This window comes from Arenibacter sp. F26102, assembly GCF_023015865.1.
In the GTDB taxonomy this organism is placed as follows: Bacteria; Bacteroidota; Bacteroidia; order Flavobacteriales; family Flavobacteriaceae; genus Arenibacter.
Genome location: NZ_JALKBC010000017.1, coordinates 66,189 through 78,403 on the forward strand (window position 1 = coordinate 66,189; position 12,215 = coordinate 78,403).

The following is a 12,215-nucleotide window of genomic DNA, read 5'->3' on the forward strand; positions in this document are numbered from 1 at the left end:
CCAGCTACTTTAAGTGATAAGTTTCATTGGAACATATGATTGTAAGGCCGATTCTAAGGGAAGGGTAATGCTTCCTGTGGCGCTTAAAAATCAGATGTCACCCGTAATCAATGATGGTTTTGTCGTAAAGCGTTCGGTTTTTCAACCTTGTTTAGAACTGTATCCCATGGCGGAGTGGAATTTGCTGATGCAGAAAATGAACAAGAAGAATCGATTTAAGAAAAAGAACAACGATTTCATAAGAAGATTTTCTGCAGGAGTAAAGGTAGTTGAAATTGATGCTACGGGTAGGTTGTTGATTCCAAAAAATTTGGTGGATGTGGCGGGAATTGCTAAAGAAGTGGTCTTGAGTTCGGCAATCAACATTGTTGAAATCTGGGATAAGGATAGTTACGAAAAAGTATTGGAGGAAACGGCCGAGGACTTTGCGAGTCTGGCAGAAGAAGTAATGGGAGACGACGATGATGATATATCATAATCCAGTATTGTTGAAAGAATCCGTTGATGGATTGAATATAAAGCCTAATGGTGTTTATGTTGATGTGACTTTTGGGGGTGGCGGACATTCTAGGGAGATATTGAAAAGGCTTGGGGATGATGGAAGGCTCTTGGCATTTGATCAGGATGAGGATGCGTTGCAAAATGTTATTGATGATGGACGATTTCAGTTGATCAATGAAAACTTTAGATATATAAAGCAGTTTTTGAAGTTCTATGGCGTGAAGAAAGTAGATGGGATATTGGCCGATTTTGGAGTATCCTCCCATCAATTTGATCAGGCCGAAAGGGGTTTTTCAACCCGCTTTGATGCTGATTTGGATATGCGAATGAGCAAGAAAAACCAGGTATCGGCTTTTGACGTGGTTAATGTGTATGAGTTTGATGAGTTGAGTAGGGTGTTATTTCAGTATGGAGACCTGCGAAATGCAAATGCAATGGCAAAAACCATTATAGAGCGGAGGGAAGAGGATCCAATAAAAACTACCGATCAATTGAAGGAGGTGTTGGGTCAATATTTGCCCAAGCATCGGGAGCATAAAATACTGGCCCAGATATACCAGGCTATAAGGATAGAGGTGAACCAGGAAATACAGGTGATAAAGGAGTTTTTGTTGCAGGTTCCTGAACTATTGAATGAGGGGGGTAGGTTGAGTGTTATAAGTTATCATTCTTTGGAGGACAGGCTTGTTAAAAGGTATATAAGGGCAGGTCGGTTTGAAGGGGAGCCGGAAAAGGATTTTTATGGGAACATTAAGGTTCCCCTAAAAAAAGTTGGAGGATTGGTGGTACCATCAAAAGAGGAGATAAAAATTAATAATAGAGCCAGAAGCGCTAAGCTAAGGATCGCGGAGCGGGTTTAAATACGAATGAAAATTGCGAATTATCCTCCCTGGAGGTGTTTGTGATTATTAAGGTATAGTTGAATGATTTTTTAAGCAATGAGAAAAGGAATATTAGACATATTAAAGGGAAAGTTTTTGGTAAGCGGAGGTGCTCCAAAAAACTGGATGTTTATCATTTATGTTTCTTTCTTGGCAACAGTAATGATTGCCAGTTCCCACAGTGCTGATGGAAAAGTGCACAAAATTGCTGCTTTGGATGAGCAGGTTAAGGAGCTGAGAAGTGAGTTTGTGGATGTTCGTTCGGATATGCAGCATCTAAAGTTGGAATCCACTGTGTTAAGGATGTTGGAGCGGGATGCTTTGTTTCCTTCGGAGACTCCCCCAAAAAAAATTAAAGTTAAAACAGAAACAGAAGATTAGTGCCGGTAACAGAAAAAAACATATTGACCAGATTATATATTGTGGCGGGATTGCTATTCCTGTTCGCAATGGCTGTTTTGGTTAAATTGGTGAGTATTCAGATGGTGGAAGGGGATAAGTATCGAAAACTTGCCATGGATCGTACCGAGAAAATGTTCACCATTGCTCCCAAAAGAGGTAATCTTTATTCTGATGACGGCAGTTTGCTGGCTACTTCGGTTTCACGATATACCATACGTTTTGATGCTGAAACTGTAGGAAAGAAAGATTTTGAGGAGAATGTAAAGCCCTTGTCGGATGCATTGGCAAAATTGTTCGGTAAAACCACATCACATTATCAGCAATTACTAAGAAAGGCGAAAGCAAATAAGAACAGATATGCTTTGGTCGCTAGGAATTTGGACTATTCGGATTATATAGCTGTAAAACAATTTCCACTCTTTAATAAAGGTCCGTATAAAGGAGGTTTGATTATTGAGCAAAAAATTGTTCGTGAGCATCCCTTGGGTAAAATTGCGGAGAGAAGTGTGGGGTATGAAAGGGTAGATGAGAATGGATATTATACCAGGGTTGGTCTTGAAGGTGCCTTTGGTGAGTATTTAAGAGGGATAGAAGGTAAAAGGTTAAAACAAAAGATTGCCAAAGGCCAGTGGAAGCCTATTGGTTGGGATAACATTGTTGAGCCCCAAGATGGCTATGATGTTGTTTCCACCATCGATATCAACATACAGGATATTGCCCATCATGCTTTATTGGGGCAATTGGAAAAATATAATGCGGAACACGGTTGTGTAATTGTAATGGAAACCGAGACCGGGGAGATTAAAGCTATTTCCAACTTGGGTAGAACTACAGATGGTAAATATTACGAGCGATTAAATTATGCCATTGGGGAGTCGCACGAGCCTGGATCTACTTTTAAGCTAATGTCCATGGTCGTGGCCTTGGAGGATAAAGTAATTGATACCAATACGGTTATAGATACAGAAAAAGGCAATTATAAGGTCTATAACAGGACTGTTAGGGATTCTAAACATGGAGGTTACGGTAAGATAACGGCGGCTAAGGCATTTGAGGTCTCTTCCAATACTGCTTTTGCTAAAATCATCAATAATAATTATAAGGAAAATCCGGAAAAATTTGTAAACCGCCTAATGAATATGAACCTGCATAGGGAATTGGGGTTGCCGGTAAAAGGTGAGGGAACCCCTGTAATTCGCTATCCTGGGGATAAGGGTTGGTCAGGAGTTTCCTTGGCATGGATGTCCCATGGTTATGAAGTTTCATTAACCCCTTTGCAGACCTTAACATTTTATAATGCCATCGCCAATGATGGCGAGATGTTAAAGCCAAGACTTATAAAAGAGGTAAAAGAGTGGGATAAGACTATTCTTAAATTTGAAAAGGAGGTCATTAATCCGTCTATCTGCTCTAAGGAAACAGCGCATAAAGTGCAGCAATTGCTTAAAAATGTGGTAGAGAAAAAGCACGGAACCGGACATGGACTTTATTCGCCTAATTTTTCTATGGCGGGAAAGACCGGAACCACACAGAAAAATTATGTTTCCAAAGATCCTGAGGTGATGAAATACATCTCCACTTTCGCTGGTTACTTTCCTGCAGATGACCCCAAATATTCTTGTATCGTGGTAATTCATGAGCCGGATAAAAGTGTTGGTTACTATGGAGCGGATGTTTCTGGTCCTGTTTTTAAATCTGTAGCACAAAAAATTTATGCTAGCTCGCCGTTGGTGGACGAAGTTGATGTTCATGATGCCGAGACAAAGAACTTGGACGAGGAGTTTCAAAGGTATTTTGCCGCTTCCAATAAAAAATATAATGAGGTACCCAATGTAGAGGGTATGAGCGGTATGGATGCGGTTTCTATTCTTGAGAATTTAGGGATAGAAGTTGAGGTGAAGGGAAATGGAAAGGTCAAAAAGCAATCTATTGCCAAAGGAACCGATCTGAAAAAGGTTAACAAAATAGTACTGGAACTATCATGATGACACTAAAGGACATATTGTACGGTGTTAGCCTTTCTGCGGTAAGTGGTTCTACTTCCATTATGGTGAACAATATTTGTTTCGATTCCAGAAAGGTTGGAATGGATGATGTTTTTGTGGCCATAAAAGGAGTTGTTGCCGACGGTCATCAGTTCATTGATAAGGCTATTGCTTCGGGTGCCAAATCCATTGTATGCGAAGAGCTGCCAAAGCAATTGGTCAATGAAATAACATATGTGGAGGTGGATAATGGCAACAAGGCGTTGGCTATAATGGCATCCAACTTTTATGGTAATCCTTCCAAAAATTTAAGACTGGTGGGGGTTACTGGTACCAACGGTAAGACTACTATTAGCAGTTTATTATATCAATTGTTTAAGAAAGCTGGTTTTAAAGTAGGCCTAATATCCACTATAAGGATAATGGTAGATAATAAGGAATATGCCACTACACATACTACTCCGGATGCGCTTACAATAAACAAATATTTGCAGTTGATGAATGATGTAGGTGTTGAGTATTGCTTTATGGAGGTGAGTTCTCATGGTATCCATCAAAAGAGAACGGAAGGTTTGGTGTTCGAAGGCGCTATTTTTACCAATCTTTCTCATGATCATTTGGATTATCATAAGACTTTTGCAGAATATAGGGACACCAAGAAAGTGTTGTTCGATAGGTTGTCGAAAAAAGCATTCGCACTTACCAATATAGACGATAAGAACGGTTTGGTCATGTTGCAGAATACTGTGGCGAGAAAGTATACCTATGCTTTAAGGTCCTATGCTAATTACAGGGCTCAAATATTGGAAAATCAGTTCAATGGTCAATTGTTAAAGATCGATGACAATGAGGTCTGGTCCAAATTGATAGGGGATTTTAATGCCTATAACATGTTGGCCATATATGCCACAGCAGATTTATTAGGATTGGAAAAATTGGAAATTCTACGTCTTCTAAGTGAATTGGAAAATGTGGAGGGAAGGTTTCAATATTATATTTCAAAAGAAAGAATTACAGCTATTGTTGATTATGCCCATACACCGGATGCCTTGAAAAATGTACTTGATACTATCGGTACATTGAGGACTGGAAATGAAAATGTCATCACCGTCGTGGGGTGTGGTGGTGACAGAGATAAGTCTAAGCGTCCGGTTATGGGTCATATCGCATCATCATTAAGCAATAAAGTCATTTTTACCTCAGATAACCCCAGATCGGAATCACCTACCGTTATTATCGAGGAAATGGAAGCAGGTGTAGAACCTCAAAATGCAAACAAGACACTATCAATTGTGAATCGTAAGCAGGCCATTAAAACGGCATGTCAATTGGCTGCGGCCAAGGATATTATTTTAATCGCTGGCAAAGGCCATGAAACCTATCAGGAAACCAATGGTGTCCGCGAAGATTTTGATGATTTTAAAATGGTTAAAGAGTTGTTGACAAGTTTAAAGAAGTAGAATTTAGGTCAACTAAATGAATGTAAATATTAAAAAACAATAACCCAGGAATGCTATACTATTTGTTCGAATATTTGGAAAAACATTATCAACTGCCAGGGGCGGGGCTTTTCCAATTTATTACGTTTAGGGCGGCTATGGCGGTAATGTTTTCGCTTATTTTGGCTACTGTCTATGGGAAAAGGATCATTAACTTTTTACGACATAAACAAATAGGGGAAACTGTTAGGGACTTGGGTTTAGAGGGTCAAAAACAGAAATCGGGTACGCCTACCATGGGAGGACTTATCATTATTATGTCCACATTGATTCCGGTATTGCTATTTGCCCGTTTCTTGGACAATATTTATGTAATCCTTCTGATCGTGACCACAATTTGGATGGGGATTATTGGCTTTGTGGATGATTATATCAAAATATTCAAAAAGGATAAAGAGGGCTTAAAAGGAAGGTTTAAGGTTTTGGGCCAAGTAGTTTTGGGTCTAATGGTGGGGGCAACTTTGTATTTCCACCCAGAAGTGACAGTGAAGGAGCATTCCAGGACAGAGATTACCCAGAATTATACCGTTAAGCAAGTGCCGGGCGAGGAAATTAAATCTACCATGACCACCTTGCCGTTTATAAAAAATAACGAGTTGGATTACTCCCGCTTTATTTCTTGGATGGGTGATGGGATGGAGGAATATGCATGGTTGGTGTTTATTCCCATTATTATAATTATTGTCACGGCCGTTTCCAACGGTGCTAATCTTACCGATGGAATAGATGGATTGGCCGCCGGGACTTCAGCGATAATCGTATTTACACTCGGCATCTTTACACTGGTTTCCGGTAATATAATTTTCTCGGATTATTTGGATATCATGTTCATACCTAGAGTGGGTGAATTGGTGGTGTTTATTGCGGCCTTTGTGGGTGCCTTGGTCGGATTTTTATGGTACAATGCATATCCTGCAACGGTCTTTATGGGAGATACTGGAAGTCTGACCATTGGTGGGATAATTGCCGTGATAGCCATCATTATCCGAAAGGAATTATTAATCCCTGTTTTATGTGGAATTTTCTTTGCAGAGTCCATTTCAGTAATGCTGCAGGTGGGTTATTTTAAATATACCAAGAAGAGATTTGGGGAAGGTAAAAGGATATTTCTAATGGCGCCATTACATCATCATTATCAGAAAAAGGGATACCACGAAAGTAAAATTGTAACCAGATTTTGGGTTGTTGGAATCCTATTGGCAGTAATTACCATAGTAACGTTAAAGGTGCGATAAAATGAAGCGGTTAGTTGTTTTGGGAGGAGGAGAAAGTGGTGTTGGAACAGCTATTTTGGGTAAAAAGGAAGGTTTTGAAGTTTTTGTCTCCGATAAGGGGGCAGTTAAAGAGGAATATAGAAAAGTTCTTGAACATTTTGAGATTGATTGGGAAGAAGAGCAACATACCGAGGGCAAGATTTTAAATGCGGATTTGGTTATGAAAAGTCCTGGTATCCCCGATACGGTTCCATTGATACTCTTGCTTAAGACGAAAGGAGTTCCGGTTATTTCGGAAATCGAGTTTGCATCGAGGTATACAAAGGCGACCATTATTGGGATTACAGGTAGTAATGGAAAGACTACCACCACCATGCTTACAAACCATATTTTAAAGGCAGCTGGACTGAATGTTGGTATGGCGGGGAATATAGGTGATAGCTATGCCAAAATGGTTGCGGAAAAGGATTTTGATTTCTATGTATTGGAAATAAGTAGTTTTCAATTGGATGGAATAGTGGACTTTAAGCCACATATAGCCATCCTTACCAATATCACTCCAGATCACCTGGATAGATATGGATACAATTTTGAAAACTATATAGCATCCAAGTTTAGAATTGCAAAAAACCAGACAAAGGAAGATTATTTAATATATGATGCCGATGATGAAGTAATAGTCCACTGGTTGAAGAACAACCCGGTTCAATCAAAATTATTGCCTTTTTCGATCAATAAGAAATTGGATGAAGGGGCGTATTTAGAGAATGATAAAATAATAATTAAGACACATAATAACACTATAGAGATGGGTACAGATGCTTTGGCTTTGGAGGGAAAACATAATTTAAAGAATACTATGGCGGCTACTACAGCGGCTAAATTAATTAGTATTAGAAAAGAAACTATACGCAGAAGTATAGAGAATTTTCAAGGGGCCGAACATAGGCTGGAAAAGGTATTGAAGATTCATCATGTACAATACATAAACGATTCCAAAGCTACCAATGTGAATGCTACTTATTACGCATTGGATAGTATGAAAACGCCGACGGTTTGGATTGTAGGGGGAGTGGACAAGGGAAATGATTATAAGGAACTAATGCCTTTGGTACGTGAAAAAGTAAAGGCAATTATTTGTTTGGGTATGGATAATTCAAAAATCAAGGATGCTTTTGGGAATGTTGTGGATTTGGTTGTTGAAACATTTGCCATGGATGAGGCCGTTAAGGTGGCTTATAAGATAGCAGAACGGGGAGATACGGTTTTGCTCTCACCGGCATGTGCCAGTTTTGACTTGTTCAAGAATTATGAGGATAGGGGAAATCAGTTTAAAGCAGCAATTAAAAAATTATAATCTGTGTTGGGATTTTTAAACAAAATGAATGGAGATAAAGCTATTTGGGCAGTTGTAGCCCTTTTGGCCCTATTTTCATTTTTACCTGTTTATAGTGCCAGTAGTAACTTGGTCTACGTTGTAGGCAACGGAACTACTATAGGTTATTTGGTAAAGCATGCCATACTTCTGCTTATGGGGTTTGGTATTATTTATGGGGTACACCGTATTCCTACCCATTTTTTTAAAGGATTGTCCTTGATTGCAATGCCGGTGGTATTGCTTTTGTTGCTGTATACCTTAGCTCAGGGGCAGGTAATAGATGGGGCCAACGCCAGTAGATGGATACGCATTCCAATTGTTGGGTTTACCTTTCAAACCTCCAATTTGGCAGCTGTAGTATTGATGATCTACGTGGCTAGGTATTTAACAAAAATAAAGGATAAGACCATAACCTTTAAAGAGAGTATTCTGCCATTATGGTTGCCGGTTTTTTTGGTGATAGTGTTAATACTTCCTGCCAATTTTTCTACCGCTGGTATTATATTTTCCATGGTGTTACTACTTTGTTTTATTGGTGGTTATCCTTTTAAGTATTTGTTGGGTATAGTCGGAGCAGGGATATTGTGTTTAACCATATTTATATTAACGGCCAAGGCCGTGCCGGATTTATTTCCCAATAGGGTAGATACTTGGATGAGCAGGATAGAAAGCTTTTCCAATCCGGAGGATACAGAGGCGGATTATCAGATTGAAAAGGCGAAGATAGCTATTGCAACAGGAGGAATAGTAGGCAATGGAGCCGGTAAAAGTGTAATGAAGAACTTTTTACCGCAAAGTTCCTCAGATTTTATTTACGCCATTATTGTAGAGGAGTATGGACTGCTAGGTGGGTTTGTCCTTATGTTCTTTTATTTGCTTTTGCTTTTTAGAATTGTGGTAGTGGCCAATAGTAATGGAACCGTTTTTGGAAAATTATTGGTTTTGGGAGTGGGGCTCCCCATAGTGTTTCAGGCATTGATAAATATGGCAGTAGCCGTTGAGCTATTTCCAGTTACTGGTCAGACTTTGCCTTTGATAAGTAGTGGAGGAACCTCTAGTTGGATGACCTGCTTGGCCATAGGTATAATTTTAAGTGCCAGTAATAAGCACGCTCAGTCGGAACCTGAGGAAATTGATGAAACTAACCCTTTAGAAGTTTTAAGTGGACAGTTATAGATTTATACTTTCAGGAGGGGGAACAGGTGGGCATATATATCCTGCCATTGCAATAGCAAATGAGTTGAAAGTTAGGTATCCTGATGCCGAATTTTTGTTCGTGGGGGCAAAAGACAGAATGGAAATGGAAAAGGTGCCTCAGGCGGGTTACAAAATAGAAGGTTTATGGATTAGTGGGCTGCAAAGGAAGCTCACCTTGAAAAATTTAATGTTTCCTTTTAAAGTAATAAGTAGTTTGATAAAAGCGGCAAACATAGTAAGGAACTTTAAACCACATGCGGTTGTGGGTACTGGCGGTTTTGCGAGTGGTCCCCTTTTAAAGGTGGCCTCTGGCAAAGGCATTCCATGCGTGTTACAGGAACAGAATTCCTATGCCGGAATTACCAATAAATTATTGGCCAACAAGGTTGCCAAAATATGTGTTGCTTATGACGGTATGGAGAAATTTTTCCCAAAGGATAAAATTGTAAAAACGGGAAACCCTGTCCGAGGCGATCTGGTTTCATTGACAAGTAATAAAGCCGAGGCATTGAGTTTCTTTGGATTACAAACGGGTAAAACCACGCTGTTGGTGCTAGGTGGAAGTTTGGGGGCAAGACGTGTAAATAAACTTATAGAACAGGAGTTGCCCTTTTTTAAAGCTCAAGGGATACAAATCGTTTGGCAAAGCGGTAAGCTTTATTATGATGAGTATAAAAAATATGACTGCCAAGATGTTAAGGTGGTGGCGTTTTTAAATAGAATGGACCTGGCCTATTTGGCGGCAGATGTTATTATTTCCAGGGCTGGAGCCGGTTCGGTCTCTGAATTGTGTATAGTAGGTAAACCAGTAATTTTTATCCCTTCTCCAAATGTGGCGGAGGACCATCAAACAAAAAATGCCAAGGCCCTTGTTGAAAAGGATGCGGCGATTATGATAAAGGAGGCTGAGTTGGATGATAAGTTTGAGCCTACGTTTTCCAATTTGCTCAGTTCTGATAGTTTAGCCGAAAAGTTGGGTGGCAATATTAAAAAATTGGCCTTGCCGAATGCTACCAAGGAAATTGTAAATGAAATAGAAAAATTATTAGTGTAATAATTAGAAAATGGGTGTTAAAGATATACATAGCGTCTACTTTATAGGTATTGGAGGTATTGGTATGTCTGCCCTTGCGCGGTATTTTAAATTTGTGGGCAAAAATGTTGCCGGCTATGATAAGACTGAAACTCCGCTTACAAAGGATATGGTAGAATTGGGTATAGATGTACACTACGATGATGATTTGGAATTGGTGCCTAAAATCTATTTAGACCCTGATAATACGTTAATAGTTTTTACTCCTGCTGTGCCCAATGACCATATGGAATATAATTATTTCATTGGGAACGGGTTTCAGGTTAAAAAGCGATCCGAAGTTCTGGGGTTGATTACAAAGGATACCTTCTGTTTTGCAGTTGCAGGTACCCACGGCAAAACAACTACCTCTTGTATCCTAGCACATTTATTAAAAGAAACAGGGACGCCAATTACTGCATTTCTGGGAGGAATATCAGAGGATTTTAATAGTAATTTTTTATTGGAAGGTTCGGAGTACTCGGTAGTGGAGGCCGATGAATTTGATCGTTCCTTTCTTCAGTTGTCACCTAATGTGGCCTGTATAACTTCAATGGATGCAGATCATTTGGATATATATGGCAATAGTGAAGAGCTTCAAAAGTCGTTTGCCGATTTTGTAAAGCGTATTAAGCCGAACGGTAAACTATTTGTGCGTAATGGTTTGCCATTGGAGGGAACCACATATGGCATTGAGGATGGTTCCGATTATTGTATTAGAAATATTAAAATAGAACAGGGCAGCTATGTTTTTGATCTGGAATCACCAGGAGCTAAACTAAAAGCGGTTCGTTTTAACAAACCCGGTAGGCATAACCTGCTCAATGGTTTGGTAGCCTACGCGATGGCAATCGAAGCTGGTTCGTCCCCACAGGGCCTAGCCAATGCATTGGCAACGTTTAAGGGAGTTCAAAGGCGTTTTTCATATCAGATTAAAAGGGCCGATTTTGTTTTTATAGATGATTACGCACATCATCCTACGGAAATAGATGCAGCGTTTCAAGCTGTTTCGGAAATGCATCCGGGCAAGACGGTGTTGGCGGTTTTTCAGCCACACTTATTTTCTAGAACGAGGGATTTTGTGGATGATTTTGCACGTAGCCTGTCCAATTTTAATAGTTTGTTGTTGTTGGATATATATCCTGCCAGGGAAAAGCCAATTGAAGGTGTTACCTCTCAATGGTTGTTGGATAAAGTTACAAGTCCAACGAAAAAATTAATTACGAAGTCAGAGTTGATTTCTGAAATAATAGCCCAAAAACCGGATGTTTTAATAACATTGGGTGCGGGAGATATTGGATTGGAAGTTCCAAAAATAAAAAAGGAATTAGATTTAGTAGATAATAGACTATAAAATTAGAAGAAATGAAAATTAATTGGAATTTCATAAAATTCGGGGCCTTACTACTTGTTGTTACAGGTCTTTATGCATTTTCCAACATTAGGAACAAGCATAAAAAGATCGATAATATTGAAATTAAGTTTGTCGGAGATCAGAATCTATATATGACCCAAGAGACGGTTAATAAATTGTTAATACAAAATTCCGGGGACCTTAAAAACCTGCCTAAAGAAGATATAGTTTTGAATACTATAGAAAAAGCTATCGAAGCTAATGAAATGGTAAAAAATGCCCAAGTTTACCTTACGGTGAACGGGGACCTAATGGCTAAAGTTATACAGCGTAAACCAATCGGAAGAGTTGAGGGAGTAGCAAAGTTTTATATTGATGAGGATGGGAGACGCATGCCATTTTCTAGATACCATTCTGCGCGAGTGCCAATAATTACGGGGATAATAACCGAAAAAAGTACTAAAGGAGTGTACGAAATTTTGACCTATATAAATTCTGATGAATTCTTAAGAAAGAATGTAATAGGCGTTCATATTGCCGATGAGGAAAAGTATCAGTTGAAATTTAGAATGGAGAATTTTGTTGTGGATCTAGGAGATGTGAAAGAATTGGAGAAAAAGTTCAGCAATTTCAAGGCGTTCTATACCAAGGCGAACAAAGACAAAACGTTGAACGATTATAACAGGGTGAGTTTGGAATTTAATAACCAGGTAGTGTGCACCAAAATTTAAG

At 39.2% G+C, this 12,215-nt stretch carries 11 protein-coding genes; all 11 read left to right on the forward strand.

The annotated features are described in order from the left end of the window. Nucleotides 1-13: 13 nt before the first annotated feature. The 11 genes from mraZ (at nucleotide 14) to MWU78_RS19435 (ending at nucleotide 12,214) form a co-directional block, all read left to right on the forward strand. Complete coding sequence (gene mraZ / locus MWU78_RS19385) at nucleotides 14-478, forward strand: division/cell wall cluster transcriptional repressor MraZ (protein WP_247000916.1); 465 nt, start codon at nucleotides 14-16, stop codon at nucleotides 476-478. Then, entirely contained in the window at nucleotides 465-1,361 is an 897-nt protein-coding gene (gene rsmH, locus MWU78_RS19390; RefSeq protein WP_247000989.1) for a 16S rRNA (cytosine(1402)-N(4))-methyltransferase RsmH, read from the forward strand. The genes mraZ and rsmH overlap by 14 nt, the downstream gene beginning before the upstream one ends. A gap of 78 nt (nucleotides 1,362-1,439) precedes the next feature. Then, nucleotides 1,440-1,763, forward strand: a complete 324-nt coding sequence (locus tag MWU78_RS19395; protein ID WP_247000918.1) for an FtsL-like putative cell division protein — start codon at nucleotides 1,440-1,442, stop codon at nucleotides 1,761-1,763. Next, complete coding sequence (locus MWU78_RS19400) at nucleotides 1,763-3,769, forward strand: penicillin-binding protein (RefSeq protein WP_247000920.1); 2,007 nt, start codon at nucleotides 1,763-1,765, stop codon at nucleotides 3,767-3,769. Before MWU78_RS19395 ends, MWU78_RS19400 begins: the two co-directional genes overlap by 1 nt. After that, nucleotides 3,766-5,229, forward strand: a complete 1,464-nt coding sequence (locus tag MWU78_RS19405; RefSeq protein WP_247000922.1) for a UDP-N-acetylmuramoyl-L-alanyl-D-glutamate--2,6-diaminopimelate ligase — start codon at nucleotides 3,766-3,768, stop codon at nucleotides 5,227-5,229. Before MWU78_RS19400 ends, MWU78_RS19405 begins: the two co-directional genes overlap by 4 nt. Before the next feature lie 50 nt (nucleotides 5,230-5,279). Then, nucleotides 5,280-6,503, forward strand: a complete 1,224-nt coding sequence (mraY, locus tag MWU78_RS19410; protein ID WP_247000924.1) for a phospho-N-acetylmuramoyl-pentapeptide-transferase — start codon at nucleotides 5,280-5,282, stop codon at nucleotides 6,501-6,503. A gap of 1 nt (nucleotide 6,504) precedes the next feature. Further along, on the forward strand, nucleotides 6,505-7,839 hold the full coding sequence (gene murD / locus MWU78_RS19415) for a UDP-N-acetylmuramoyl-L-alanine--D-glutamate ligase (RefSeq protein ID WP_247000925.1): 1,335 nt from the start codon (nucleotides 6,505-6,507) through the stop codon (nucleotides 7,837-7,839). 24 nt (nucleotides 7,840-7,863) lie between these two features. Then, nucleotides 7,864-9,036 (forward strand): FtsW/RodA/SpoVE family cell cycle protein, encoded by a 1,173-nt coding sequence (locus tag MWU78_RS19420; protein WP_247000926.1) that lies wholly within the window; start codon nucleotides 7,864-7,866, stop codon nucleotides 9,034-9,036. Beyond that, nucleotides 9,023-10,111, forward strand: a complete 1,089-nt coding sequence (gene murG / locus MWU78_RS19425) for an undecaprenyldiphospho-muramoylpentapeptide beta-N-acetylglucosaminyltransferase (protein WP_247000927.1) — start codon at nucleotides 9,023-9,025, stop codon at nucleotides 10,109-10,111. The genes MWU78_RS19420 and murG overlap by 14 nt, the downstream gene beginning before the upstream one ends. 10 nt (nucleotides 10,112-10,121) lie before the next feature. Further along, nucleotides 10,122-11,483, forward strand: a complete 1,362-nt coding sequence (murC, locus tag MWU78_RS19430) for a UDP-N-acetylmuramate--L-alanine ligase (RefSeq protein ID WP_247000928.1) — start codon at nucleotides 10,122-10,124, stop codon at nucleotides 11,481-11,483. Nucleotides 11,484-11,494: 11 nt separating this feature from the next. After that, complete coding sequence (locus MWU78_RS19435; protein WP_247000929.1) at nucleotides 11,495-12,214, forward strand: cell division protein FtsQ/DivIB; 720 nt, start codon at nucleotides 11,495-11,497, stop codon at nucleotides 12,212-12,214. Nucleotide 12,215: the final 1 nt, after the last annotated feature.

What these genes read in the sequence shown, in the direction of transcription:
- rsmH (WP_247000989.1), top strand. Translation starts at nt 465, where the DNA reads ATGATATATCATAATCCAGTATTGTTGAAAGAATCCGTTGATGGATTG.
- MWU78_RS19395 (WP_247000918.1), top strand. Translation starts at nt 1,440, where the DNA reads ATGAGAAAAGGAATATTAGACATATTAAAGGGAAAGTTTTTGGTAAGC.
- MWU78_RS19405 (WP_247000922.1), top strand. Translation starts at nt 3,766, where the DNA reads ATGATGACACTAAAGGACATATTGTACGGTGTTAGCCTTTCTGCGGTA.
- mraY (WP_247000924.1), top strand. Translation starts at nt 5,280, where the DNA reads ATGCTATACTATTTGTTCGAATATTTGGAAAAACATTATCAACTGCCA.
- murD (WP_247000925.1), top strand. Translation starts at nt 6,505, where the DNA reads ATGAAGCGGTTAGTTGTTTTGGGAGGAGGAGAAAGTGGTGTTGGAACA.
- MWU78_RS19420 (WP_247000926.1), top strand. Translation starts at nt 7,864, where the DNA reads ATGAATGGAGATAAAGCTATTTGGGCAGTTGTAGCCCTTTTGGCCCTA.
- murC (WP_247000928.1), top strand. Translation starts at nt 10,122, where the DNA reads ATGGGTGTTAAAGATATACATAGCGTCTACTTTATAGGTATTGGAGGT.
- MWU78_RS19435 (WP_247000929.1), top strand. Translation starts at nt 11,495, where the DNA reads ATGAAAATTAATTGGAATTTCATAAAATTCGGGGCCTTACTACTTGTT.